Origin of the sequence: Cupriavidus sp. SZY C1 (assembly GCF_032190535.1) — a bacterium.
Classification (GTDB): domain Bacteria; phylum Pseudomonadota; class Gammaproteobacteria; order Burkholderiales; family Burkholderiaceae; genus Cupriavidus; species Cupriavidus pauculus_C.
Genome location: NZ_JAUANU010000020.1, coordinates 39623 through 63005 on the forward strand (window position 1 = coordinate 39623; position 23383 = coordinate 63005).

23 protein-coding genes are annotated in these 23383 nt (G+C 70.4%); 11 read left to right on the forward strand and 12 right to left on the reverse strand.

The genetic code is table 11. The features are described 5' to 3' along the window. Positions 1-172 precede the first annotated feature (172 nt). Positions 173-1264 carry a redox-regulated ATPase YchF gene (gene ychF, locus QTN24_RS23530; RefSeq protein WP_313840062.1) on the forward strand — a complete coding sequence of 364 codons (1092 nt, stop codon included), beginning with the start codon at positions 173-175 and terminating at the stop codon, positions 1262-1264. A gap of 81 nt (positions 1265-1345) precedes the next feature. Here the strand turns inward: ychF and QTN24_RS23535 are convergent, their stop codons facing one another. From QTN24_RS23535 to QTN24_RS23550, 4 genes are all read right to left on the reverse strand, one after another. Beyond that, positions 1346-1846, reverse strand: a complete 501-nt coding sequence (locus tag QTN24_RS23535; protein WP_313840063.1) for a GDYXXLXY domain-containing protein — start codon at positions 1844-1846, stop codon at positions 1346-1348. Next, positions 1843-2970, reverse strand: coding sequence for a DUF4401 domain-containing protein (locus QTN24_RS23540; RefSeq protein ID WP_313840064.1), 1128 nt, complete (start codon positions 2968-2970; stop codon positions 1843-1845). The genes QTN24_RS23535 and QTN24_RS23540 overlap by 4 nt, the downstream gene beginning before the upstream one ends. Further along, complete coding sequence (locus QTN24_RS23545) at positions 2967-3980, reverse strand: DUF2157 domain-containing protein (RefSeq protein ID WP_313840065.1); 1014 nt, start codon at positions 3978-3980, stop codon at positions 2967-2969. The genes QTN24_RS23540 and QTN24_RS23545 overlap by 4 nt, the downstream gene beginning before the upstream one ends. Positions 3981-4087: 107 nt before the next feature. Then, the gene (locus tag QTN24_RS23550; protein WP_124683137.1) at positions 4088-6262 is read right to left on the reverse strand and encodes a TonB-dependent siderophore receptor; all 2175 of its coding nucleotides are present in this window, start codon (positions 6260-6262) and stop codon (positions 4088-4090) included. A gap of 210 nt (positions 6263-6472) precedes the next feature. Between QTN24_RS23550 and QTN24_RS23555 the strand changes: the two genes are divergently transcribed. Further along, positions 6473-7261, forward strand: a complete 789-nt coding sequence (locus tag QTN24_RS23555; protein ID WP_313840066.1) for a 5'-methylthioadenosine/adenosylhomocysteine nucleosidase — start codon at positions 6473-6475, stop codon at positions 7259-7261. 19 nt (positions 7262-7280) lie between these two features. On the opposite strand, the gene QTN24_RS23560 is transcribed toward QTN24_RS23555, so the two are convergent. Continuing rightward, positions 7281-7523 carry a hypothetical protein gene (locus QTN24_RS23560; RefSeq protein ID WP_313840067.1) on the reverse strand — a complete coding sequence of 81 codons (243 nt, stop codon included), beginning with the start codon at positions 7521-7523 and terminating at the stop codon, positions 7281-7283. Between the two features lie 156 nt (positions 7524-7679). Between QTN24_RS23560 and hemA the strand changes: the two genes are divergently transcribed. The 6 genes from hemA (at position 7680) to QTN24_RS23590 (ending at position 12717) form a co-directional block, all read left to right on the forward strand. After that, the gene (hemA, locus tag QTN24_RS23565) at positions 7680-8984 is read left to right on the forward strand and encodes a glutamyl-tRNA reductase (protein WP_124683134.1); all 1305 of its coding nucleotides are present in this window, start codon (positions 7680-7682) and stop codon (positions 8982-8984) included. Between the two features lie 114 nt (positions 8985-9098). After that, positions 9099-10181, forward strand: a complete 1083-nt coding sequence (prfA, locus tag QTN24_RS23570) for a peptide chain release factor 1 (protein ID WP_313840068.1) — start codon at positions 9099-9101, stop codon at positions 10179-10181. 178 nt (positions 10182-10359) lie between these two features. Next, positions 10360-10689, forward strand: a complete 330-nt coding sequence (locus QTN24_RS23575) for a hypothetical protein (protein WP_124683132.1) — start codon at positions 10360-10362, stop codon at positions 10687-10689. Positions 10690-10832: 143 nt separating this feature from the next. Next, positions 10833-11705, forward strand: coding sequence for a peptide chain release factor N(5)-glutamine methyltransferase (gene prmC, locus QTN24_RS23580; protein WP_124683131.1), 873 nt, complete (start codon positions 10833-10835; stop codon positions 11703-11705). 71 nt (positions 11706-11776) lie between these two features. After that, on the forward strand, positions 11777-12088 hold the full coding sequence (grxD, locus tag QTN24_RS23585; protein ID WP_008650878.1) for a Grx4 family monothiol glutaredoxin: 312 nt from the start codon (positions 11777-11779) through the stop codon (positions 12086-12088). A gap of 17 nt (positions 12089-12105) precedes the next feature. Next, complete coding sequence (locus tag QTN24_RS23590) at positions 12106-12717, forward strand: UbiX family flavin prenyltransferase (protein WP_313840069.1); 612 nt, start codon at positions 12106-12108, stop codon at positions 12715-12717. Positions 12718-12927: 210 nt separating this feature from the next. Here QTN24_RS23590 and QTN24_RS23595 read toward each other — a convergent pair whose 3' ends face one another. The 3 genes from QTN24_RS23595 to QTN24_RS23605 form a co-directional block, all read right to left on the reverse strand. After that, entirely contained in the window at positions 12928-13146 is a 219-nt protein-coding gene (locus QTN24_RS23595; protein ID WP_172966025.1) for a hypothetical protein, read from the reverse strand. Between the two features lie 143 nt (positions 13147-13289). Beyond that, a complete protein-coding gene (locus QTN24_RS23600) occupies positions 13290-14828 on the reverse strand; it encodes an aldehyde dehydrogenase family protein (RefSeq protein WP_124683128.1) in 1539 nt (512 codons plus the stop codon). Further along, positions 14825-16018 (reverse strand): saccharopine dehydrogenase C-terminal domain-containing protein, encoded by a 1194-nt coding sequence (locus tag QTN24_RS23605; protein ID WP_313840070.1) that lies wholly within the window; start codon positions 16016-16018, stop codon positions 14825-14827. Before QTN24_RS23605 ends, QTN24_RS23600 begins: the two co-directional genes overlap by 4 nt. Positions 16019-16157: 139 nt before the next feature. Here QTN24_RS23605 and QTN24_RS23610 point away from each other — a divergent pair, with 139 nt between their 5' ends. Beyond that, complete coding sequence (locus tag QTN24_RS23610) at positions 16158-16607, forward strand: Lrp/AsnC family transcriptional regulator (protein ID WP_124683126.1); 450 nt, start codon at positions 16158-16160, stop codon at positions 16605-16607. Positions 16608-16625: 18 nt separating this feature from the next. On the opposite strand, the gene QTN24_RS23615 is transcribed toward QTN24_RS23610, so the two are convergent. The 4 genes from QTN24_RS23615 to QTN24_RS23630 form a co-directional block, all read right to left on the reverse strand. After that, positions 16626-17375 (reverse strand): hypothetical protein, encoded by a 750-nt coding sequence (locus QTN24_RS23615; RefSeq protein WP_313840071.1) that lies wholly within the window; start codon positions 17373-17375, stop codon positions 16626-16628. A 105-nt stretch (positions 17376-17480) separates the two neighbouring features. Continuing rightward, positions 17481-17786 (reverse strand): hypothetical protein, encoded by a 306-nt coding sequence (locus QTN24_RS23620; RefSeq protein ID WP_313840072.1) that lies wholly within the window; start codon positions 17784-17786, stop codon positions 17481-17483. Between the two features lie 219 nt (positions 17787-18005). Continuing rightward, entirely contained in the window at positions 18006-19529 is a 1524-nt protein-coding gene (locus QTN24_RS23625; protein ID WP_313840073.1) for a chloride channel protein, read from the reverse strand. Positions 19530-19650: 121 nt separating this feature from the next. Beyond that, the gene (locus QTN24_RS23630; RefSeq protein ID WP_313840074.1) at positions 19651-21144 is read right to left on the reverse strand and encodes an acyl-CoA synthetase; all 1494 of its coding nucleotides are present in this window, start codon (positions 21142-21144) and stop codon (positions 19651-19653) included. A 196-nt stretch (positions 21145-21340) separates the two neighbouring features. Between QTN24_RS23630 and QTN24_RS23635 the strand changes: the two genes are divergently transcribed. Both QTN24_RS23635 and QTN24_RS23640 read left to right on the forward strand, forming a co-directional pair. Continuing rightward, a complete protein-coding gene (locus QTN24_RS23635; RefSeq protein WP_124683121.1) occupies positions 21341-21871 on the forward strand; it encodes a winged helix-turn-helix transcriptional regulator in 531 nt (176 codons plus the stop codon). After that, positions 21858-23222, forward strand: a complete 1365-nt coding sequence (locus QTN24_RS23640) for an MATE family efflux transporter (protein ID WP_124683120.1) — start codon at positions 21858-21860, stop codon at positions 23220-23222. Before QTN24_RS23635 ends, QTN24_RS23640 begins: the two co-directional genes overlap by 14 nt. Positions 23223-23383: the final 161 nt, after the last annotated feature.

Below are 23383 nucleotides of genomic sequence, written 5' to 3' on the forward strand. Positions count from 1 at the left end.
ACGGCGCGGCGGGTGCGGATGGCTGGATTATAGCGACGTGACCGCCGCGGCATCGGCCGCGCTGCCCCCGGGCCTTCGGGGGCCCCGGCCGGGCGCGCCGGCGTGCATCGCGGCCTCGGCCGGCGCCGCCCATCCGCTAGAATACGGGTTTCGCCATTTCCCGCCTGACACCATGAGCCTCAAATGCGGCATCGTCGGCCTGCCCAACGTCGGCAAGTCCACGCTGTTCAATGCCCTGACGAAAGCCGGCATCGCCGCCGAAAACTATCCGTTCTGCACCATCGAGCCCAACGTGGGCGTGGTGGAAGTGCCGGATCCGAGGCTTGCCAGGCTGGCCGAGATCGTCAAGCCCGAGCGCATCCTGCCGGCGACGGTCGAGTTCGTCGACATCGCGGGCCTGGTGGCCGGCGCGTCCAAGGGCGAAGGGCTGGGCAACCAGTTCCTGGCCAACATCCGCGAGACCGACGCCATCACGCACGTGGTGCGCTGCTTCGAGGATGACAATGTGATCCACGTGGCCGGCAAGGTCGACCCGCTGTCCGACATCGAGGTCATCAACACCGAACTGGCGCTGGCCGACCTCGCCACCGTGGAGAAGGCGCTGGCCCGCTACATCAAGCCGGCCCGCGCCGGCGACAAGGAAGCCCAGCGCCTGGTGGCCGTGCTGGAAAAGGCACAGTCGGTGCTGGACCAGGCCAAGGCCGTGCGCACGCTGGACCTGGCGCCCGAGGAATGGGACGCCCTGCGCCCGTTCTGCCTGATCACCGCCAAGCCGACGATGTACGTGGCCAACGTGCGCGAGGACGGCTTCGAGAACAACCCGCACCTGGACGCCGTGCGCGAGCACGCCAAGACCACCGGCTCGCCCGTGGTGGCCGTCTGCGCCGCCATCGAGGCCGAGATCGCCGACCTGGACGACGCCGACAAGGCCGAATTCCTGGCCGACCTGGGCATGGAAGAGCCGGGCCTGGACCGCGTGATCCGCGCCGGCTTCAAGCTGCTGGGCCTGCAGACGTACTTCACGGCCGGCGTGAAGGAAGTGCGCGCCTGGACCATCCACGTGGGCGACACCGCCCCGAAGGCGGCCGGCGTCATCCACACCGACTTCGAACGCGGCTTCATCCGCGCCCAGACCATCGCCTACGACGACTACATCCAGTACAAGGGCGAAAACGGCGCCAAGGAAGCCGGCAAGATGCGCGCCGAAGGCAAGGAATACGTCGTGCACGACGGCGACGTGATGAACTTCCTGTTCAACGTCTGATCCGCGCCGCACTCCGCGCCAGCAAGAATGCCCGGTCTCCCCGGGCATTTTTCTTTTGCGTCGCGCTGGCGGCCGGCGCGCCTACATCGGCGCCAGCCGCTCGTCCCGCATTCCCACCAGCAGCGCCTGGCCGCTGGCGTCCACGCGGAATTCGCCGAAGCGGGCGCGGGCGTAGCGGTCGGCCTGGCCTTCCTGGAAGAACCATGCATCGGTCGATACCTGCACGCCGTTGCCGCCCCAGCGCGTCGGCACGTTCTGCACGCGCAGCAGCAGTTCGCCGGGCGCCAGCGGCTCGCCCTTGTCCAGCCGGACGAAGTGGCCCTCCTGGCGGTCGTCGCGGCGGATCACGATGCGTTCCTCGCGCGCCAGCCGGGTCTGTTCGGAGCCGTGTGCCACGCGCACCGCGTCGGCCACCGAGAAGTGGAGCGCCATGTAGTCGCCCTGCATCAGCGAGCGCGGGTCCACCGGCGCCAGCCGCAGGTAGACCACCTCGCCGCGCGCCATCAGGCGTTCCTTGCCGACGATGCCGGCCAGCGCCACGCCCATGGCCAGCAGCCATCCGACGATGATCCAGCGTTTCATGCGGCGGTCTCCTTGCGCGGCAGGCGGGTCAGCGCGGCCCGGGCGGCCAGCAGCAGCGCCCCGGCCGCCGCCAGCGTGATGGACTTGGCCAGCAGCGTCCAGTGCAGCGTGCCGTAGTACCAGGCAAAGCCGATCAGCACCGTGGCGATGGCCAGGCCGAGCCACGGCCGGGACCCGCGCCGCAGCGCCAGGGCCAGCGCCAGCACCCCGGCCGTGACGGCCGGCGCGTAAACCATCAGCGCGCTGAACGCGATGGCCAGCCCCAGCAGCGCGGCGCACAGCGGCGGCGCGCAGGCCAGCCGCTTGCATTCGATCAATACCAGCGACACGAGCACGGCGCCCAGCAGCGCGCCAGCCAGCCACGCGCCGTGGCCGCGCCAGACCGTGCTGGTGCCGAACAGCAGGTCGGCCGGATGCGCGAGCCCGGTGACTACCAGCGCGGCGGCCAGCGCGCCCAGCAGCGTGGCGTCGGCGGCCGGTTCCCAGAGGTCGTGGCGGCCGCGCGCCGCGATGGCGTCCTCGCGCAGCACGAACGCCAGCACCAGCGAGAACGCAGCGGCCGACAGCGGCGCCAGCGCAATCGGTACCGCCGTCCAGCGCGGCGCGACGACGTCGCCCAGCCCGATGCACGCGGCCACGGCCAGCGCCACCCAGGCCCCCAGCGCGGCCAGAAAGCGGTGCAGCCGGTCCGGCACGGCCGCGAACAGCACCGCCTCGAACACGGCGATGCCGAGCCAGAACGGCGCCACCTGCAGGAAGCTGTGAAAGCCGATGGCCTCGCCCACGCCGGCAATCGCCAGGCCCTGCCCGCCCAGGCTCAGCGCCAGCGCGAACTGTCCCAGCGCAATGCGGCCGCCGTCGCGCGCGGTCAGGCGGTACAGCACGATGGCGATGCCGATCATCACCAGCCCGGTGATGGCCATGGCCGGCCCGTTGCCGCGCGCGGCGGCAAACACGGTGCCGATCAGGAACATCTGGAAGAACAGCGCGCCCAGCCAGCCCGCGCCGCCCATCAGCAGGCGGATGGGCCACGGCGTGCGCAGCGTTGGCGTGAAATCGCCCTGCACCGCGCCGCGCGCGGCCAGCCGCTGCCAGAGCGAGCGTTCGATCTGGTCCGGATTCATGCCGCGCTCCCCGACGTCGACCGCCACGCGCGCAGCAGCCAGGTGGCCGCCGCCACGGCCAGCCCGATGGTCAGCAGGGCCAGCAGCAGGAAGGTGCCAAAGTCCCCATGCAGGTCGGCCAGCCAGCGCCCGGCCGCCGTGACGATGACACCGATGCCGGTCAGGCAGGCCAGGCTCAGCACCACGATATCGAACGCGCGCCAGCGGAACCACGCGCCCAGGCCCGCCAGTGCCACGCAACTGGCCAGCAGCACCGGCACGCTGGGCTGCGACGTCAGCACGCTCATCACGCCCAGCCAGCCCGCGTAGCCGCAGGCCATAAGGCCGATCAGCCGCGGCCCGGCCACGCCGGCAAAGCCCCAGCGGCCCGCGCGCGCGGCCAGCACATACCACGCCGCAAGCTGGACGATCGACATCGCCAGCAGGAACAGCACCGTCGCGCGCGCATCCCGGCCCGAGAACAGCAGGTCCAGCATGCCGCCGATGCCAAGCTGCACGCTGCAGTAACGCAGCAGCGCCACGTTGCCGACGACCAGCACGATCCACCAGTGCGGCGCCGCGCGCGCCGCCAGCGCCCACGGCACCGCCAGCAGCGTCCACAGCGCGAAGAGCTGCCACGCGTCGGCGCCGGTCTGGTAGGTCTGGCCGATCACGGCCATCAGCACGCCAGACACGATCTGCGCGCCGGCCAGCGCGGCGCGCCCGATGGCGTCGCCGGCCGGCCGCAGCAGCGCCAGCGCCGCCAGCCCCGTCAGCAGACCGCCGACGAGGCCGAATTTCGTGAACTTGTGCAGGGCCGCCCAGTTGAAGGCGAAGAAGACGATCACGCCGGCGCAGAGCAGCGCCGTGCCGAGGATCAGCAGCGCGCGGTCCAGCCAGTGGTGCCAGTGCGCGCGCCCGGGCAGCGTGGGGGCCCAGGCGGCCAGCAGGTCGTCGGCGCCGAGCCGGCCCCGGCTGCGCCAGTCGGCCAGCGCCTGCTGGATGGTGCGGCGAGAAGTGAAGGTGTCCAACCAGCGTTCCCCCGGGGTAATCGGCATGGCCTGCATGCTAGCAAACCGGTGCGCCAAAGTCTCCCCGGGCATCCGCCGGCCGGATCGCGCCGGCCGGATCGCGCCGGTCAGAAGCGGTAGGTCACGTTGCCGACGATCGTCCGCGCCGTGCCGAAGAAGCAGTCGCCGCGCGCGATGCAGCTATAGACGTATTCCTTGCCGAACAGGTTGTTGACGTTCAGCGACACGCGCACCGGGCCGCGGTCGTAGGCCAGCACGGCGTCGAACACGGTGAAGCCGCCCACGCGGTTGTTGCCGGTGCCGTCGGTGCTGGGGCCGTTGTAGCGCATGCCCGCGCCGGCCAGGAAGCCGGGGATCTCGAACAGGCTGAAGCGGTAGTTGGCCCACAGCGACGCCGTGTTGGTCGGGATGCTGGCCAGCCGCTGGCCCTGCTCGGCCGGCGAGCCCTCGATGACCTTGGCGTTCAGGAACGTGTACGCGGCGATCAGGTCCAGCCGGCCCAGCGACACCAGCGCCTCCAGTTCGGCGCCGCGCGTGCGGGCTTCACCGGCCTGCACGGTGTCCGGGCGGCCATTGACCACGCCGGCCACCTTGCGGTTCTGCTCGCGCATGTCGAACAGCGCGGCCGTCAGCGTCATGTTCTTGCCGGGCGGCTGGTACTTGACGCCCACTTCCCACTGCTTGCCTTCCAGCGGCTTGAACGCCTGGCCGGCGTTGTTGAAGCCCGCCTGGCCCTGGAACGACTCGGCATAGCTGACGTACGGGTTCAGGCCCATGTCCGTGCGGTACATCAGCCCGAAGCGCTTGGTGAGCTGGTTGTCGTCGCGCGATCCCTGCGGCTGGTTGTCCTGCGACGCGCGCGACCAGTCGTAGCGCAGGCCCAGCATCAGCAGCCACTTGTTCCATTCGAGCTGGTCCTGCAGGTAGATGCCGGTCTGGATCTGCTTGGCCGGGTCCAGGTCGCGCGTGGACGCGGGCGCCGTGTAGTTGCCGTACACCGGGTTGAACACGTTGATCGGCGCGGCCACGCCGCCCACGCCGGTGCGGCCGGTGATCTCGTTGTTCTGATAGTCGAAGCCGGCCAGCAGCGTGTGGCCGACCGTGCCGGTCCGGAACTTGGCCTGGCCCTGGGTATCGATGGCAAGCTGGTTCAGCGTCGGCTGGTTCAGGTAGACCACGCGGCGCAGCAGCGTGTCGCTGCCGGGCACCCAGCCGTGCGTGGCGCCGGTGAAGCCGGTGGTGTAGATGCTGCGGTAGTCGACGCTGCTGTGCGAGTAGCGCAGGTTCTGGCGCACCGTGAAGGTGTCGTTGAACTGGTGCGAGAACTGGTAGCCGATGGCGTGCTGCTCGGCCGTGTACTTGTCAAAGCCCGGCTCGCTCACGAAGAAGCTCTGCGGGATCTGGCCGGCCGGGTTGCCCAGCAGCGTGCCGCGCCACGGAAAGAAGCCGATCATCGTGTTGCTGTCGTCCTTCTGGAAGTTGGCCAGCAGCGTGAACGACGTGTCGGCGTTGGGCCGGTAGGTCAGCGACGGGGCGATGAAGTAGCGGTTGTCCTTGGCGTAGTCCACCGAGGTGTCGCTGTCGCGCGCCATCGCCACGAAGCGGTACAGCCACTTGCCGTCGGCGTCGATCGGGCCCGTGAAGTCGGCCTGGATCTGCTTGCGGTTGTAGTTGCCAAAGCTCACGCCGATCTCGCGCGCCGCCTCGGCCTGCGGGCGCTTGGACACGAGGTTCACGATGCCGCCCACCGCGCCCTGCCCGTACAGCATGCCGGACGGGCCCTTCAGGATTTCCATGCGCTCCAGCGAGTACGGGTCGGGGCGCGTGTTGTTGTAGAAGCTCACGGCGTTGAGCAGGCCGTCCAGGTACTGGGTGGAATCGGTGCCGCGAATCTTGATCGTGTCGGTCCGGTTGTCGTTGGCAAACCCGGCCGTCGTCACGCCAGCCGTGTAGCCGGACGCCTGCGCCACCGACTGCGCGCCCAGCATCTCGATGCGGTCGCGCGTGATGACCGTGATGGACTGCGGCGTCTCGACGATCGGCGTGTCGGTCTTGGTGGCCGTCACGGCCTGCCGGGCGACAAAGCCATGGACCGGCCCGGTGGGCGATTCCGGCGCATTGCTGCCGCTGACCGTGACCACCGGCAGGCTGTGGTGGGCGGCCTCGCCGGCGGGCGGCTGTTCCTGGGCGCTGGCCAGGCTGGCGGCTTGCAGGCTCAGGACGAGCGTGGTCAACGGAATGGCGTGCGAGCGGCGGATGCGGCCCCGGGCGCGGACAGACATGGATCTCTTCTCTCTCTTGCTTTTGGAAACGGGAATGCGAATGACTCGCATTTCAATAAAGAGCGAGATTGTAGCGTCTTGTATTGCTGACAACACAATTGGTCACGGTTGTAAGTAATCTGTCGCGCGTTTCCCACAGTGGCGGCCGACTTTCGCCGCGCCCGGCGCGCCGGTATGCTGGCGGCCTTTCCGCATCCCGCCCCCAGCACCATGACCCTTGGCATCCTTGCCGCGCTGCACGACGAAGTGGACGGCCTGATCGCCGCCATGCGCCATGAAGACGCCCGCGCCACCTGCACCACCATCGGCATGCGCGACTACTACCGCGGCACGCTGCACGGCCAGCCGGTGGTGCTGGTGCTGTCGCGCGTGGGCAAGGTGGCCGCGGCGGCCACCACGGTGACGCTGATCCGCGAGTTCGGGGTGGATGGGATTGTCTTCACCGGGCTGGCCGGTGGCGTCGGCGACGGCGTGCGGGTCGGCGACATCGTCGTGGCCGACCAGGCCATCCAGCACGACATGGACGCCCGGCCGCTGTTTCCGCGCCACGAGGTGCCGCTGCTGGGCCGCGCCACGTTTCCGGCCGACCCGGCCCTGACGGCCACCCTGCAGACAGCGGCGGCCGATTTCCTGCGTGACGACCTGGCCACCGAGGTGCCGGCCAGCGTGCTGGCCCGCTTCGGCATCGAGACGCCCCGGCTGCATGTCGGGATGATCGCCAGCGGCGACCAGTTCATCGATTGCCCGTCCGAGGTGGCCGCGCTGCGGCAGGCGCTGCCTGGCGTGCAGGCCGTGGAGATGGAAGGCGCGGCACTGGCGCAGATCTGCCACGAATACGGCGTGCCCTATGCGCTGCTGCGCACCGTGTCCGACCGGGCGGACGATACGGCACACGTCGACTTCCCGGCCTTCCTTCGGGACATCGCCAGCCACTATTCCAGCGCGATCCTGGCGCGATTCCTCGACGATCAGGCGCGCCGGCGCATCGCAGATTGCTGATTTTTATGCAGTTTTGCCGTTACCGTCGCGGCCGCACAACGCCGTAGATGCCCACGGCCAGCGCCGCGCCGGCAATGGCCGCGCCCCATCCGACGATCTGGCCGTCGGTGAACAGATGGGCCGTGCGCCCGGCGTAGAACGCGACCACCGCGCCGCCGATCCCCAGGCCCAGCGCGGCCGGCACGGTCACGACGCGGCCGGCCGGGTGCAACCATCGGCCGGCCAGGCCCACCACGGCGCCGACAAAAACCAATCCGAACATCCTTCCTCCCGTGTCGTTTGATCCACCGCAAATGTGGACCGGTCGTAACGATACTGCACCGCGCTCCGGGTGCCGCGGTTCCCTGCAACTTTGTAACGGGGCGGTATAATGGCCATCGCTTCCGGCACCGTTCCGGATGGCAACCCAACCCCACAAATGCAACTGCTCGCGATCGGTATCAATCACACCACGGCACCCGTCTCGCTCCGCGAACGTGTGGCGTTTCCGCTTGAGCAGATCAAACCGGCCCTGGGTACGCTGCGTACCCATCTGGCGGGCCGCAGCGGCACCGAGGCCGCCATCCTGTCCACCTGCAACCGTACCGAGATCTACTGCGCCACCGACGTGCTGCAGCCGGGCCAGGACGGTTTCGAGCACACGCTGCGCTGGCTGGCCCAGCATCACAACGTGCCTGCCGGTGAACTGGCCCCGCATTTGTACGCCCTGCCCCAGTCCGAAGCCGTGCGCCATGCGTTCCGCGTAGCCAGCGGGCTCGACTCGATGGTGCTGGGCGAAACCCAGATTCTCGGCCAGTTGAAGGACGCCGTGCGCACCGCTGGCGAGGCCGGCGCGCTGGGCACGTACCTGAACCAGCTCTTCCAGCGCACGTTCGCGGTGGCCAAGGAAGTGCGCGGCCAGACCGAGATCGGCGCGCATTCGGTGTCGATGGCCGCCGCGGCGGTCCGGCTGGCGCAGCGGATTTTCGAAAGCGTGTCCACGCAGCGGGTGCTGTTCATCGGCGCCGGCGAGATGATCGAGCTGTGCGCCACGCATTTTGCCGCGCAGAAGCCGCGCCAGGTGGTGGTGGCCAACCGCACCGTCGAACGCGGCGAGAAACTGGCGGAACAACTGGCCGAGCAGGGCCTGACCACGCAGGCCATCCGCCTGCAGGACCTGGGCGAGCGGCTGCACGAGTTCGACATCGTCGTGTCGTGCACGGCCAGTTCGCTGCCGATCATCGGCCTGGGCGCCGTGGAGCGCGCGGTCAAGCGCCGCAAGCACCGCCCGATCATGATGGTCGACCTGGCCGTGCCGCGCGACGTGGAGCCCGAAGTCGCCCGGCTGAACGACGTCTTCCTGTACACCGTCGACGACCTCGGCGCCGTGGTCCGCGAGGGCAACGCGCTGCGCCAGGCCGCCGTGGCCCAGGCCGAGGCCATCATCGAATCGCGCGTGCAGAACTTCATGCACTGGCTGGAAACGCGCAGCGTGGTGCCGGTGATCCGCGAACTGCAGTCCAGCGGCGAGGCCATCCGCCAGGCCGAGCTGGAACGCGCACGCAAAATGCTGGCCCGGGGCGACGACCCCGCCGCCGTGCTGGAGGCGCTGTCCGGCGCGCTGACGCGCAAGTTCCTGCACGGCCCCACGCACGCGCTGAACCACACCCAGGGCGAAGACCGCGAGGCGCTGCTGCGCCTGGTGCCCGGTCTGTTCCGCCACAGCAGCCACTCCGAGCGCTAGCCGCGCCGTCGCTGCCGCGCTGGCCTGCCAGCGCCGGGCTGTCGTCTCCGCCCGTCCCCCGTTCCGGCGCCCCGGCCCCGCCACCGGCGCCCCAGCATCCCGATTCCGCTACCGATGAAACCCAGCATGCTCCACAAGCTCGACCAGTTGGCCGAGCGACTCGACGAAGTCAGCGCCCTGCTCGCCAGCGAAAAGGCGGCGTCGGACATGGGCCAGTACCGCCGGCTGTCGCGCGAGCATGCCGAGCTGTCGCCGGTGGCCGAGCAGTACGGCCAGTATCGCCAGGCGCAGGAAGACCTGGCCACCGCGCAGGCGCTGCTGGATGACCCCGAAATGAAAGACTTCGCAGCCGACGAGATCGGCGCCGCGCGCGCCCGGCTGGAGACGCTGGAAACGTCGCTGCAGACGCTGCTGCTGCCCAAAGACCCCAACGACGACCGCAACCTGCTGCTGGAAATCCGCGCCGGCACCGGCGGCGAGGAAAGCGCGCTGTTCGCGGCCGACCTGCTGCGCATGTACACGCGGTATGCGGAACGCCAGCGCTGGCAGGTGGAAATCATGAGCGAATCGGGCTCGGACCTGGGCGGCTACAAGGAGGTGATCGTCCGCATTGCCGGCGCCGCCGCGTTCTCGAAGCTCAAGTTCGAATCGGGCGGCCACCGCGTGCAGCGCGTGCCGGCCACCGAGGCGCAGGGCCGCATCCATACGTCGGCCTGCACCGTGGCCGTGATGCCCGAGGCCGACGAGGTGGGCGAGGTGGAGATCAATCCGTCGGACCTGCGCGTCGACACCTTCCGCGCGTCCGGCGCCGGCGGGCAGCACGTCAACAAGACCGATTCGGCCGTGCGCCTGACCCACCTGCCGACCGGCATCGTCGTCGAATGCCAGGACGACCGCAGCCAGCATCGCAACAAGGAAAAGGCCATGAAGGTGCTGGCCGCGCGCATCAAGGACGGGCAGCTTCGCGCGGCGCAGGCCAAGGAGGCCAGCACGCGGCGCAACCTGATCGGCTCGGGCGACCGCAGCGACCGCATCCGCACGTACAACTTCCCGCAGGGCCGCGTGACCGACCATCGCATCAACCTGACGCTGTACAAGATCGACATGATCATGGACGGCGATCTCGACGAACTGGTGTCTACGCTGGCCGCCGAGCACCAGGCCGACCAGCTTGCCGCGCTGGGCGACGAGGGCTGAACGGGCGACTTTGTAACCGAGGTAAATGCTTGAAACAGCACTGGCCTGCCATGACGCGCTGTCTATAATCGATTTCGACCAGACCACCCCGATACGTCACTTTCCGGTGTCGGACGCCCGGGGGCCTCGAAGTCTGGATTGGATGTCCACTCCTCCAACAGACACTAAGGATGAAATCATGAACAAGCTGCTCGCCGTGCTGATGCTCACCGCCGCCATTTCCGTCGCCGCCTGCGGCAAGAAGGAAGAGGCTCCGCAAACCAATGCCGACAGCGCGATGCAAAGCGCCGCCGAATCGGCCAAGGCCGCCGCCAGCGACGCCGCTGCCGCCGCCGCGAATGCCGCCGACGCCGCCAAGGCCGCCGCCAGCGGTGTCGCCTCGGACGTCTCGGCCGCCGCCGAGAAGGCCCGCATCGACGCCGGCAACGCCATGGCCAACGCCAAGGAAGCGACCAAGGACGCCGTCAACACCACGGCCGACAAGGCCAAGGACGCCGTCAACAAGTAATCGCTCGCGCGCCAGCGCCGGCCGCTGAAAACGGCTTACACTGGCGCCTGAATGCAGCGCCGCGCAAGAACCCCGTCTGGCTCCCGCCCGGCGGGGTTTTTTGCGAATGGCCGGAAATCCCAGACGTACCGCCAGTACCGCCGATGTCCTCGAATGCACCGGGCGACCCGCCGCCCCTCCCCTCCACTCCCACGCTGCGCGAGGCGCTGTCGCTGGCTGCGATGGCCGGCCTGCCGATGCTGGAGGGCCGCATGCTGCTGTCCCACGTCACCGGCTACACGCGCACGCAGTTGATCACGCGCGACGCAGAGCACCTCAATGACGCACAACGTGATGCATTCTCCACGCTGCTGGCGCGGCGGCTGTCGGGCGAGCCGATGGCCTACCTGCTGGGCGAGCGCGAATTCTTCGGCCGCACGTTCCGCGTGACGCCCGACGTGCTGATTCCCCGCCCCGACACCGAGGTGGCCGCCGAGGCCGCGCTGGCCCGGCTGGCCGGCGTGCCGGGGCCGCGCGTGCTGGACATGGGCACCGGTTCGGGCGTGCTGGCCGTGACCATCGCCCGCGAGCGGCCCGACGCCGAGGTCTGGGCCACCGACATCTCGCGCGGCGCGCTGATGGTGGCGCAGGACAACGCGCGCGCGCTGCAGGCCGACAACATCCGCTTCCTGGTATCCGACTGGTACCAGGGGCTGCCACCGGCGCAGCACTTCCACCTGATCGTCAGCAACCCGCCGTACATCGCCGCGGGCGATCCCCATCTGGCCGAAGGCGACCTGCGCTTCGAGCCCATCGACGCGCTGACCGACCACGAAGACGGCCTGGCCGACCTGCGCACCCTGGTGGCCGGCGCCCCGGCGCACCTGGTGCCGGGCGGCTGGCTGCTGATGGAGCACGGCTACGACCAGGGCTACGCCACGCGGCACCTGCTGACGTCGGCCGGCTTTGCCGAGGTCTTTACCGCACGCGATCTGGGCGGCAACGAGCGGTGCAGCGGCGGCCGGCTGCCGGCCTGAGCCGCGCCCTGATGCCGGGGCGCGATTCCGGTAAAATCCGCCCATCCCCATGCAACCGGAACGTTTTCATCATGAGTGACGTACAACAGAAGATCGACCAGATCGTGAAGGGCAGCCCCGTGGTGCTGTTCATGAAGGGCACCGCGCAGTTCCCGATGTGCGGTTTCTCGGGCCGCGCGATCCAGATCCTGAAGGCCTGCGGCGTGGACGCGCCGACCACGGTCAACGTGCTCGAGGACGAGGGCATCCGCCAGGGCATCAAGGAATACGCCAACTGGCCGACGATTCCGCAGCTCTACGTGAACGGCGAGTTCATCGGCGGCTCGGACATCATGATGGAGATGTACCAGAACGGCGAACTGCAGTCGCTGCTCAAGGCCTGAACACGGCCGGACCCATCATGCCTGTGAACCAGGGCGGCGCGCCGCAACGGCTGATCGTCGCCATCACGGGCGCCACCGGCGCCATCTACGGCGTCCGGCTGCTGCAGGTGCTGCGCGACGTGGCGACGGTGGAAACGCACCTGCTGATGTCGCCCGCCGGCGTCATGAACCTGCAGCACGAACTCGACGTCGGCCGCGCGGACGTGGAAGCGCTGGCCGACGTGGTGCACAACGTGCGCGACATCGGCGCGACGATTGCCAGCGGGTCGTTCCGCGCCGACGCAATGATCGTGGCGCCCTGCTCCATGCGCACCCTGGCCGCCGTGGCCCACGGCCTCTCGGACAACCTGATCACGCGCGCCGCCGATGTCACGCTCAAGGAGCGCCGCAAGCTGGTGCTGATGGTCCGCGAAACCCCGCTGAACCTGGCCCACCTGCGCAACATGACCGCCGTCACCGAGATGGGCGGCATCGTCTTCCCGCCCGTCCCGGGCTTCTACCAGAAACCGCAGACCATCGACGAACTGGTCGACCACACGATCGGCCGCGTGCTCGACCTGGTGGACCTGCGCGACGTGGGCGAACGGCTGGCGCCGGGGTGGATGGGGTTGAATGGGGGTGGGAACTGAACCGACGCTCCCAGCAGAAAGTTCCCCTCTCCCGCGCAGCGGGAGAGGGGCCGGGGGGAGAGGGCCGGCGGCCAAACGGCGACTTGCCGCAATTTGAACCGCATCGCCCTCTCCCCCAACCCCTCTCCCGCCAGCGGGAGAGGGGAGCCAGTTTGGGGCGCGCGCTGCCCCGCGGCTCTTTGCTGCGCGCCTTGGCTCTCCCGCTCCCCCTCACCAATGCCTGTAATACCGCCGGCCGTAGTACCCGCCGTAGTACCCGTACGCCGGCCGCACCACCACGGTGGGCGGCGGCACGTAGACCGGGGCCGGGGCCACGGCGACGGGCGCGGGGGCCACGGCGGGGCCGTATGGCGTGGGGTAGACCGCGCAGCCGCCCAGCATGGCGGCGCCGGTCACGGCCAGACCCAGGACAATCGATCTCGTTCTCATTGCAGTTTCCTTGTTCGGCATTGACGCTGGCAATGCACTGTTCTTGAGAACGTTATACGGGCGGGTCTGGTAATACAGCGTCAAGGCGCTGTAACCCTTGTTACGATTCGCAACGCCTGCGTGGATGTAAGTCGGCCGGCCGCTCAGACGTCGAAACGGATGCCTTGCGCCAGCGGCAGCGTGTCGCCGTAGTTGACGGTATTGGTGGCGCGCCGCATGTAGCCCTTCCACGCATCGGAGCCCGATTCCCGCCCGCCGCCGGTGGCCTTTTCCCCGCCGAACGCGCCGCCGATCTCGGCGCCGCTGGTGCCGATGTTGACGTTGGCGATGCCGCAGTCGCTGCCCGCCGCCGACAGGAACCGCTCGGCCTCGCGCAGCGATTCGGTGAAGATGCACGACGACAGCCCATGCGACGCCGCGTTGTTCAGCGCGATGGCCTCGTCCAGCGACGTGTACGGCATCAGGTAGAGGATCGGCGCGAAGGTTTCGGTCAGCATCGTGTCGTGCTGGGTGTCGGTCAGCACCAGCGCCGGCCGCACGTAGCAGGCGCGCGGAAAGCGGTCGGCCAGCAGCCGTTCGCCGCCGTGCACGACGTTGCCCTGCGCGCGGCAACTGGCCAGCGCGTTGGCCATGGCATCACCGGCGGCCGCGTCGATCAGCGGCCCGACCAGCGTGCCGTCCTGCAGCGGATCGCCCACCGGCAGCCGCGCATACACCTGCCGCAGCCGCTGCGCGACGGTCTCGATCCGGTCCGCGTGGACGAACGCGCGGCGCAGCGTGGTGCAGCGCTGGCCCGCCGTGCCGGCCGCCGCGAACGTCATCGCGCGGATCGTCAACTCCAGGTCGGCCGACGGCGCCACGATGGCCGCGTTGTTGCCGCCCAGTTCCAGGATCGTCCGCTTGAAATGCGCGGCGCAGGCCATGCCCACCTCGCGGCCCATGCGCGTGGAGCCGGTGGCGCTGACCAGCCGCACCGACGGATGCTGGACCAGCGCCTGGCCCAGTTGCCGCCCGCCGGTCAGCACGCAGGCCAGCCCGGCAAACTGCGGCGCATGGTCGGCGATCACGCGATCGAGCAGGCCCTGCACGGCCAGCGCGCAGAGCGGGGTCTTCTCCGACGGCTTCCACACCACGCCATTGCCGCAGACCAGCGCCAGCGCGGCGTTCCACGCCCACACGGCCACCGGGAAGTTGAACGCGGAAATCACCCCGCACAGGCCGTACGGATGCCAGGTCTCGCGCATCGCATGCGACGGCCGCTCGGACGCGATCGTCAGCCCATGCAGTTGCCGCGACAGCCCCACCGCGAAGTCACAGATGTCGATCATCTCCTGCACCTCGCCCAACCCTTCCTGCAGGATCTTGCCGGCCTCCATCGACACCAGCCGCCCCAGCGCGGCCTTGTGCGTGCGCAGCGCCTCGCCAAGCCGGCGCACCAGCTCGCCGCGCGCCGGCGCCGGCGTCAGCGCCCAGAGGCTTTGCGCCGCGTGGGCGCGGGCGATGCGCGCGTCGGCATCGGCTGGCGAACAGACCGGCAACTGGCCGAAGACCTCGCCGTCGATGGGCGAGCGCACGGCCAGCGTGCCGGCCCCGCCCGGCGCGGCGGCGGTCCACGGCGGCGCGGCCAGGCCCAGGTCCTGCCAGCAGGCGGCGAATGTCGATGCAAAGGGTTGCGCGTTCATGCAAGCGTCTCCTGTAGCGGGTGCCGGGCGTAATGCTGGCCGAAGCGGTTGGCCAGGAAGCGGTCCAGCGGCATGGCTTCCTGCCGGACAAAGCCGGCCTGCGGCAGCACGCCAGTGGCCACGAGGTCCAGCGCGGTGCAGATGCCGGCCGCCGTGGTGAGCTGGATCGCGTTCACGTGGCCGATGCCGGCAAAGTTGTCGACGCCGCCAATCCGGGCCGAGAACGACGCCTGCGTCAGCGGCCCGCGCCGGCCTTCGCCGCGCACGCCGGGCGGGTGGCCCGTGGCGCTGGCGAACACGACCACCACGTCCTGTGCGGTCACGGGAATGGCGTGCTCGAAGATCTCGCGCAGCCAGTCGCGCCGCTCGCGCAGCCGCAGGTCGTTCAGCAGCAGCTTCATCTGCGCGCAGTGGCCCGGGTAGCGGATCGACTTGTAGTCCACCTGCCGCGCGCGGCCCGCCAGCGTGTCCGGCAACGTGCCCAGGCCGCCCGATGTATTAAAGGCTTCGTACTCGACGCCGTCCAGCGCAAACGTCTCCTGCCCCTCCAGCGCGGGCAGTTCCACGCGCCGGCCGTCGACGATGGCCTCGCACGGGTTGCAGTACTCGTTGATCAGCCCCTCGGTGCTCCACGTCAGGTTGTACTTGAGCGCGTTGCTGGGATAGCGCGGCAGCGCGCCCACGCGCATGCGCAGGTCCAGCAGCTCGCCGCCGCCCTGCAGGAAGCGCTGCGCGAGGTCATGCCCCACCACGCCGATGAACCCCGGCGCCAGCCCGCACTGCGGCATCAGCACCGACCGCGCGTTGGCCGCCAGCGCGCGGATGGTGTGGGTGGCCGCCACGTCCTCGGTCAGGTCGAAGTAGTGCACGCCCAGCCGCGCGGCCACCGTCGCCACGTGGATGGCCGCGTGGAACGGCAGCGCGTTGAGCACCGCGTCGGCGCCGGCCAGCAGCGCGGCGCAGGTGCCCGGCTCGGTCGGATCGCCCGCGCGCACCGCGATGCCGCGCGGCAGGCCGTCCAGCCGGTGGGCGTCATGGTCGACCAGGCAGACGCGGTAGTCGCCGGTGTCGGCCAGCATCGTGGCGATGACGCGGCCGATCTTGCCGGCGCCGAGCACGACGACCGAGAGCGGGCGCTGGGCGAGGGTCAGGTCGCGCACGGCGGCGGGACCCAGCGTGGATGGCTGCATGGCTGTCTCCGTCAGGAATTCGTCTGGGATGGCTTCAGTATGGGCAGCGCCGCGCACGTTTTGTAGCCACAAGATTGACGAAAGCCCGGCATAATCGGTCGCATCGACATCGTAATTTGACGAAACGTCATCGACGACCATGGCTGACCTCGACCCGACCGACCGGCACCTGCTGGCGCTGCTGCAGGCCAACGCGCGAGAGAGCGCGGCCAACCTGGCGCGCGTGCTGGGCATTGCGCGCACCACCGTGGTGGCACGCATCGCGCGGCTGGAGCGGACCGGCGTGGTGGCCGGCTACGGGGTGCGGCTGGGCAGCCAGATGGAGGACCACGCGATCCTGGCGTTCTGCGGGCTGTCGGTGCAGCCCAAGGCCGCGCCGGCCGTGGTCAAGGCGCTGCAGCGGCTGCCCGAGGTGGAGGAACTGAATTCGGTAAGCGGCCCGGTGGACTACATGGCCGTGATCCGCTGCGACACGCACGCGCGGCTGGACAAGCTGCTCGACGAAATCGGCATGCTCGATGGGGTCAACCACACGACGACGTCGATCGTGCTGGCACGCAAGATCGACCGCCGCCGCGCGGCTGGCTGAGGCGGAGGGGGCGGCGGCTTACCAGCTACCGGGATTGACGGGCTTGGGCGGCGCCTTCTTGTCGGCGGCCTTCTCGGCTTTTTCCGGCTTGGCGCCCTTGGCCGCCGCGCCGGACGCGGGCGGCGCCAGCGACTTCGCCACCTCGGCGTCGCGATTGGCCATCAGCGCGCGCGCCTGCGGCAGCAGGAGTTCGATGGTGCCTTCGGACGGGTCCTCGGGAATCGCGTACAGCTCGACGGTCAGCGGCTTGCGCAGCCAGCCCGCGTGGATCGTGCGGACGGCCTTGCCGGCCTTGTCCTTCATGTCGGCCATTTCCTGGCGGAACGGCTTGCCGTAGCGCGCGTTCAGCGCCTGGGCGGCGGCGTCCTGCGAGCGGAAGCCGTCGGTCGGCACGATCAGGCCCACCAGCGCGTTGCCGTCGACCAGCGCCACGAGGCGCGGGCCGTCCATGAACGCGGGACGCACGTCGCGCGGCACGCCCACCTGGCGCATCACGCCGTCGCCGCGTAGTTCCACGCAGTAGGCGGTCACGTCCTTGCCGTCGGGCGTCCGGTGGTCGGCGCAGTCGGGCAGCGCTGGCAGCGGGCTGCCGATCTCCAGCGTGTCGAGCATCGTCGAGAACCGGTCCTTGCCTTCTAGGTTCGGCGTGGCGGCGGGGGCCGGCGCCGGCTGGGCGGGTGCCGCGGCGGGCTTGGCCGGCGGCGCGGCATGGGCGACGGACGTCGCCAGCAGGGCGGCAGCAGCCAGCCCGGCGAGAGCAAATCTCAAAACACACTCCTGGAAAACGGCTCCGCGTTGGAGCCCGCTCCGGACCGGGGGTTCCTGCCGGGCGGCTCGGTCATCACCGGAGTGATGCCGGGCCGACAGGGCCGGTCAGAGCAGATGCTTCACGGCCTGGAAGCATACCAGTGCCGCGCCGATCAGCACCGCCCAGAGGATCAGCCGGGGTACCGGGCTGGGCGGCAACTGCCGCGACGGGGTGCGCCGCGCCACCGGCGCGCGCAGGCGCGATTCGGTCTGCAGGCCGCGCGTATGCCAGATCGCGGTGTCGGCGCTGAGGCTGCCATCCCAAGGCGCCGCAGGCCGTTCGGCGCGATGCGGCGCCGGGCGCGACGGATGGTTCTGGGACGTACGTTGAGACGAATGTGGGCGCGAGCCGCCCGGTCGTTGCGTGGCCATGTCCTGCTCCCCCGAAAAGCACTGCCAGTTCGCCCGGCGCGTCGCTGTGCCGCCGGTACACAGGCACGCCGATCGATCTGCCGCCATCGGTCCGTGCGCGGCACATGGTAGAGCATCGCGCAAGTGCCCGCCACGGGACTTTTGCTGCCAAACCCACACTTCGGCCCGTGGCGCGGGCAGGACTTTGTAACCGGCTGTAACGCCAGCCGGCCGCGGTCGTTACGCCGCCGCCTTGCGGCCGATCGCCATCGCCTCGCGCCGGAACGCGTGGCCCATGTGATGGTAGAACGGGTGCGGGTTGAACTGGCGCGACAGGAACGACGCCAGCAGTGACGCCGCCAGCAGGTAGATGGTCAGGTCCTGGGTGCGGGTCATCTCCATGACGATGACGCTGGCGGTGATCGGCGCCTGCGTGGCGGCGGCCAGGAACGCCGCCATCGACACCAGCGCCAGCACGCGCGGCTCGGCCATGCCGATGTGCAGCACGTGCGTGACGACGTCTGCCACGTTGGCGCCGATGCCCGCCCCGATGGCCAGCGACGGCGTGAAGATCCCGCCCGGGATACCCGCGAAGTACGACACCACCGTGGCCACGAACTTGGCCAGCCCGAACCACAGCGTGCCGTGCGGCTCGCCGTTGATGAGCCCCGACGCCTGCTCGTAGCCGGTGCCGAACGTGGCGCCGGCCGTCGCCCAGCCCAGCACGGCCACCACCAGCCCGCAGCAGAACGCCACCCAGACCGGATGCGCCGACGTCCAGCCGCGCCACGCCGATGGCACCAGCCCCGGCACGCCGCGGATCAGCAGCTTGGCGAACAGGCCGCCCAGCACGCCATTGACCACGGCGCAGAGCATGACCGGGCCCCAGGCGTCGTGCAGCACCAGCATCGGCACCTTGACGCTGAAGTATGGGTTGTTGCCAAGCACCGCCAGCGACAGGAAGCCGGCCGTCAGCACGCCCGACAGCACCAGCCTGTCCCACCGCACGGCCGTGCCCCGGCCCAGTTCCTCGATGGCGAAGACCACGCCGGCCAGCGGCGTGTTGAACGCCGCCGCCAGCCCGCCGGCAGCCCCGGCAGCGATCAGCGCGTTGGGATGAAAGCCGATGCGGAAGCGCAGCTTCTGCTGGCACCACTGGCCCCAGGCCAGCATCGCGGCGGCCCCCACCTGCACCGACGGCCCCTCGCGGCCCACCGACGCACCGGCCAGCAGCGCGCCCGTGGTCAGCAGCACCTTCCACATCGACTGCCGGAACGACACCAGCACGGTCTGCGCGGTGCCGGCCGGCGGCAGCGTCACCGCCGCGATCACCTGCGGGATGCCGCTGCCGCGCGCCTGCGGCGCGAGCCGGATCGTCATCCAGCGCAGCCCGGCCAGCCCGAACGGCAGCATCACGAACGCCAGCCACGGCGTGGCGCTGGTGAGCTGCGTGTTCCAGCGCAGCGCCACCTCGGCGATATAGGCGAACACGATCGAGAACAGCGCCACGCAGCCGGCGCCGCACATGAACGCGGCGTAGCGCATGGACGTGCGCGAGATGCGGCCGACCTGCCGGCTCTTGCGATGCGCGGTGCGGCGCGCGCGCAGTTGCAGCGCGCGCAATCTGTCACGGCGTGATGCAACGTCGGCGGCTGACGGGGCTGTGGCGGAAGCCTCGGGGTTGCCGTCCGGCGGCCGGGCATCGGCGGCCGAAGGCGGGCGGGAGGACTGGCTGGATTCGGGCGGCTCGACAGGATCGGTCATGGCGTCGATGCGGTAGGCATGCGGGGGCGTGCGGGGCGTGAAACAAAACGCCCTCCACTATACGCCCGGCCCACGCTGCATTGTGCGGCCCGGGGCCCGGCCATCGGCCCCGGAGGCGGCGTCAGACGCGGCGCTGCCGGCCGGCCCAGTGGCGGTCCCGCAGCCGGCGCTTGGCCAGCTTGCCGGTCTCGTCGCGCGGCAACTGGTCGACGATCTCGATGGTGCGCGGCACCTTGAAGCCGGACAGCCGCGCGCGCAGCCAGTCGACCAGCGCCGCCGGCTCCACGGCCGCGCCGGCCACGGGCTGCACCACGCCGTGCAGGCGCTCGCCGTACTCGTCGTCGGGCACGCCGAACACCACGCAGTCGGCCACGCCGGGGTGGCCAGCCAGCACGTGCTCGATCTCGGCCGGGTAGATATTGACCCCGCCGGAAATCACCATATCCGACGCCCGGTCGCAGATGAACAGGTAGCCGTCGGCATCCAGGTAGCCCATGTCGCCAAGCGTGACGCGGCCGTCGACGTCGATGGCGCGCCGCGCGGCGTCATTGTTCAGGTACGTGAAATCGGGGTACGCGGGCTGGCGCACGTAGATCAGCCCCACCTCGCCGGGCGCGCAGGGGCGGCCGGTCTCGTCGAGGATCCGCACGCTGCCGGCGTCCACGGGCCTGCCCGCCGTGCCGGGCCGCGCCATGGCGTCGGCGGGCGTGGCCACGGTCACGAGCCCCGCTTCGCTCGACGCGTAGGTTTCGTGAATCACCGGGCCGAACCAGTCGAGCATCGCCCGCTTGACCTCGGGCGCGCACGGCGATCCGGTGGACGCCACGAAGCGGATCGACGACAGGTCATGACGCGCGCGCACCTCGGGCGGCAGCTTCAGCAGCCGCACATACATGATCGGCACCAGGTACAGCACGTCGATGCGATGCTGCGCGACGAGCGCCAGAACCTGCTCGGCATCGAAGCGCGACGTCAGCACCAGCCGCTCGGCCATCTGCAGCGCGTTCTGCACGTAGACGCTGGGCGCGCTGTGATAGAGCGGCGCCGACATCAGCGCGCGGCAGCCCGGCACGATGCCGTACGCCTGCCGGATCAGCGAGCGCAGCCGCGCCTGCTGGTCATCGACCTCGGCCAGCGGCACCGGCGCGCGCAGCACACCCTTGGGCCGCCCCGTGGTGCCGGACGTGTACGCCAGATGCCCGCGCGGCGCCACGCGCGGGCCATCGTACGGGGCCTGCGCGGCCAGCCACGGCTCGTAGTCGGTGGCGCCGGCGTGCGGGCCGCCCACCGTCAGCACCGTCACCCCGGCCGGCACGGCCGCCTGCACGCCGGCCAGCAGGTCGGCATGGACGATCAGCACGCGCGCGCCGCTGTCCTGCAGCAGGTAGCGCACCTCGTCGGCCATGAAATGCCAGTTGATCGGGCAGTAGTAGACGCCGGCCGTGCGGCACGCGAACACCACGTCGGCGAAGACGGGGTCGTTGCGCAGCAGCACGGCCACCACGCCGCCCGCCTCCACCCCCAGCCGCCGCAGGCCACCGGCCAGCCGCGTGCCACGGTCAAGCACTTCGGCGCCGGGGCGATGCAACGATTCGAACCAGAGGTCTGCGGGCATGGAAAGTCTCCTTGGTCTGGCCGGCGCGTGGGCACGGCGTCTTCGATGGCTGTGCACTGTAGCGTCGTTCCCGCCGCGCGCGGCGCCGGCCCGCCGGTATTCGCACAGGTCCGGCGCGAAACCCCTTTCAACTTTCAAATTGCAAGCTATGATCGAATCCATGTGACTTGCATATCAAAAGTAAAGAGGGGAGACGATGGCACCTACCGACTTTGCCAACATGCCGTGCCCGGTGGCCCGTTCGATGGCCATGCTGGGCGAGCGCTGGGCGATCCTGCTGATGCGGGAGGTCTACTACGGCAGCAGCCGCTTCGACGAATTCGAGAAGCACCTGGGCATCGCGCCCAACATCCTCAGCGCCCGGCTCAAGACGCTGGTGGGCCATGGGCTGCTGGAAAAGGTGCCGGCACCCGGCGGCGGCGCGCGGCACGTGTACCGGCTGACCGACATGGGGCGCGACTTCTTTCCCGTCTACGTGGCGCTCAAGGCGTGGGCCGACCGCTGGCTGGCCGACGACAAGGGCCCGCTGACCGTGCTGGAAGACCGGCGCGACGGCGCCGAGATCGTGGCCGGGTGCCTGACCCGCGCCGACGGCAGCACGATCACGGTGGACGACCTGCGCGTGCGTCCCGGCCCCGGCGCGGGACGCTACCTGCGCGAGCGCTTTGGCGATCCGGCTGCCGCTGCCGGCCTGGACCCCGCGGAGGCCGCCCATGAGCAAGCCTGACGCGATGACGCTGGGCGGCGCGGCCGCCCCGGCCGAGCCGGTATCGTCGGGCGAGATCGCGCGGCGCATTGCCGTGCTGGCCGCGCCGACCAGCCTCGTGGCGTTCCTGCAGGCCGCGTCGCAACTGATCGAAACCTGGCTGGCGGCGCGCCAGGGCACGGCGGCGCTGGCCGGCTGGGCCGTGGTGCTGCCGTTCGCGCTGCTGTTGCAGCAGATGTCGGCGGGTGCGATGGGCGGCGGCGTGGTGTCGGCCATCGCCCGCGCGCTCGGTGCCGGGCGGCGCGACGAGGCATCGACGCTGGTGATGCACGCGGTCATCATCGCCATCACGGCCGGGCTGGCGTTCGCGGTGGCGCTGGCCGGTTTTCCGCACGCGGTATTCGGCGCGGTGGCGGGCGCCACGGCCGCCGAGGCCGCCGCCACCTATGCGATCTGGCTGTTTGGCGCCGGCGCCATCCCGGCGTGGCTGGCGAACACGCTGGCGTCGGTGCTGCGTGGCGGCGGCCGCCACGCGCTGGCCGCGCGCGTGCTGGCCGGCATGTGGATCGCGTTTCCGGTGCTGGCGTGGTGGTTCGCGGAGCGGCTGGGGATGGGGCTGGCCGGCATCGGCGCGGGGCTTGCGGCGGCGTCTTGGGCGGCGGCGCTGATGATGGCCTGGGTGGTGCTGCGCGGCGGCGCGGGCTTCGTGCCGACGCTGCGCGTGAAGCTGTCGCGCGCGCTGTTCCATCGCATCCTGGCCGTGGGACTGGTGGCCTGCGCGCTGGCGTCGGTGGCCAACCTGACCACGATCCTGGTGACCGCGCAGTTGCGCCACTACGGCACGACGGCCGTGGCGGCCTACGGCATCTCGGCACGGCTGGAATTCCTGATGATCCCGCTGGCATTCGGCGTGGGATCGGCCCTCACCGCGCTGGTCGGCCGCGCCGTTGGCGCCGGCGACTGGCACACCGCGCGCCGCACCGCGTGGGTCGGCGCGCTACTGGCGCTGCTGCTGGCCGGGTCGGTGGGCGCCGCCGTGGGGCTGGCACCCGCACGCTTTGCCGCCCTGTTCACGCAGGACGCCGAAGTGGCCGCCATCGCCGCGCGCGCGCTGTCATGGGTCGGCCCGGCGTTCGGCGGCTTCGGGCTGGGGATGGCGCTCTACTTCGCCTCGCTGGGCGCGGCCCGCATGCGCTGGCCCGTGCTGGCCGGCCTGAGCCGCATCGCCCTGGCCGCCGGCGGCGGCTGGCTGCTGGCCAACGTCGCCGGCATGGGCCTGGACGGCCATTTCCTCGGCGTAGCGCTGGGCATTACGGCTTATGGACTGGTGACGGCAATTGGCGTGCGGCAGGCGGTTTGGTCGGCGCGGTGACTTTGTCGCTGGTTTTTGCTCCCCTCTCCCGCCTGCGGGAGAGGGGTTGGGGGAGAGGGCGTTGAGCATCTGCTTGCCGACTGATCGCAATTTGCACCGCTGGCCCTCTCCCCCGGCCCCTCTCCCGCCATGGCGGGAGAGGGGAGACAACAGGCGGTGGC

Bases quoted from the DNA above. Each gene is read 5' to 3' on its own strand.
- prfA (WP_313840068.1), top strand. From the start codon at position 9,099: ATGAAACCCAGCATGCTCCACAAGCTCGACCAGTTGGCCGAGCGACTC.
- grxD (WP_008650878.1), top strand. From the start codon at position 11,777: ATGAGTGACGTACAACAGAAGATCGACCAGATCGTGAAGGGCAGCCCC.
- QTN24_RS23555 (WP_313840066.1), top strand. From the start codon at position 6,473: ATGACCCTTGGCATCCTTGCCGCGCTGCACGACGAAGTGGACGGCCTG.
- QTN24_RS23560 (WP_313840067.1), bottom strand. From the start codon at position 7,523: ATGTTCGGATTGGTTTTTGTCGGCGCCGTGGTGGGCCTGGCCGGCCGA.
- QTN24_RS23640 (WP_124683120.1), top strand. From the start codon at position 21,858: ATGAGCAAGCCTGACGCGATGACGCTGGGCGGCGCGGCCGCCCCGGCC.
- hemA (WP_124683134.1), top strand. From the start codon at position 7,680: ATGCAACTGCTCGCGATCGGTATCAATCACACCACGGCACCCGTCTCG.
- prmC (WP_124683131.1), top strand. From the start codon at position 10,833: ATGTCCTCGAATGCACCGGGCGACCCGCCGCCCCTCCCCTCCACTCCC.
- QTN24_RS23575 (WP_124683132.1), top strand. From the start codon at position 10,360: ATGAACAAGCTGCTCGCCGTGCTGATGCTCACCGCCGCCATTTCCGTC.
- QTN24_RS23630 (WP_313840074.1), bottom strand. From the start codon at position 21,144: ATGCCCGCAGACCTCTGGTTCGAATCGTTGCATCGCCCCGGCGCCGAA.
- QTN24_RS23535 (WP_313840063.1), bottom strand. From the start codon at position 1,846: ATGAAACGCTGGATCATCGTCGGATGGCTGCTGGCCATGGGCGTGGCG.
- QTN24_RS23590 (WP_313840069.1), top strand. From the start codon at position 12,106: ATGCCTGTGAACCAGGGCGGCGCGCCGCAACGGCTGATCGTCGCCATC.
- QTN24_RS23550 (WP_124683137.1), bottom strand. From the start codon at position 6,262: ATGTCTGTCCGCGCCCGGGGCCGCATCCGCCGCTCGCACGCCATTCCG.
- QTN24_RS23620 (WP_313840072.1), bottom strand. From the start codon at position 17,786: ATGGCCACGCAACGACCGGGCGGCTCGCGCCCACATTCGTCTCAACGT.
- QTN24_RS23600 (WP_124683128.1), bottom strand. From the start codon at position 14,828: ATGAACGCGCAACCCTTTGCATCGACATTCGCCGCCTGCTGGCAGGAC.
- QTN24_RS23540 (WP_313840064.1), bottom strand. From the start codon at position 2,970: ATGAATCCGGACCAGATCGAACGCTCGCTCTGGCAGCGGCTGGCCGCG.
- ychF (WP_313840062.1), top strand. From the start codon at position 173: ATGAGCCTCAAATGCGGCATCGTCGGCCTGCCCAACGTCGGCAAGTCC.
- QTN24_RS23595 (WP_172966025.1), bottom strand. From the start codon at position 13,146: ATGAGAACGAGATCGATTGTCCTGGGTCTGGCCGTGACCGGCGCCGCC.
- QTN24_RS23610 (WP_124683126.1), top strand. From the start codon at position 16,158: ATGGCTGACCTCGACCCGACCGACCGGCACCTGCTGGCGCTGCTGCAG.
- QTN24_RS23635 (WP_124683121.1), top strand. From the start codon at position 21,341: ATGGCACCTACCGACTTTGCCAACATGCCGTGCCCGGTGGCCCGTTCG.
- QTN24_RS23605 (WP_313840070.1), bottom strand. From the start codon at position 16,018: ATGCAGCCATCCACGCTGGGTCCCGCCGCCGTGCGCGACCTGACCCTC.
- QTN24_RS23625 (WP_313840073.1), bottom strand. From the start codon at position 19,529: ATGACCGATCCTGTCGAGCCGCCCGAATCCAGCCAGTCCTCCCGCCCG.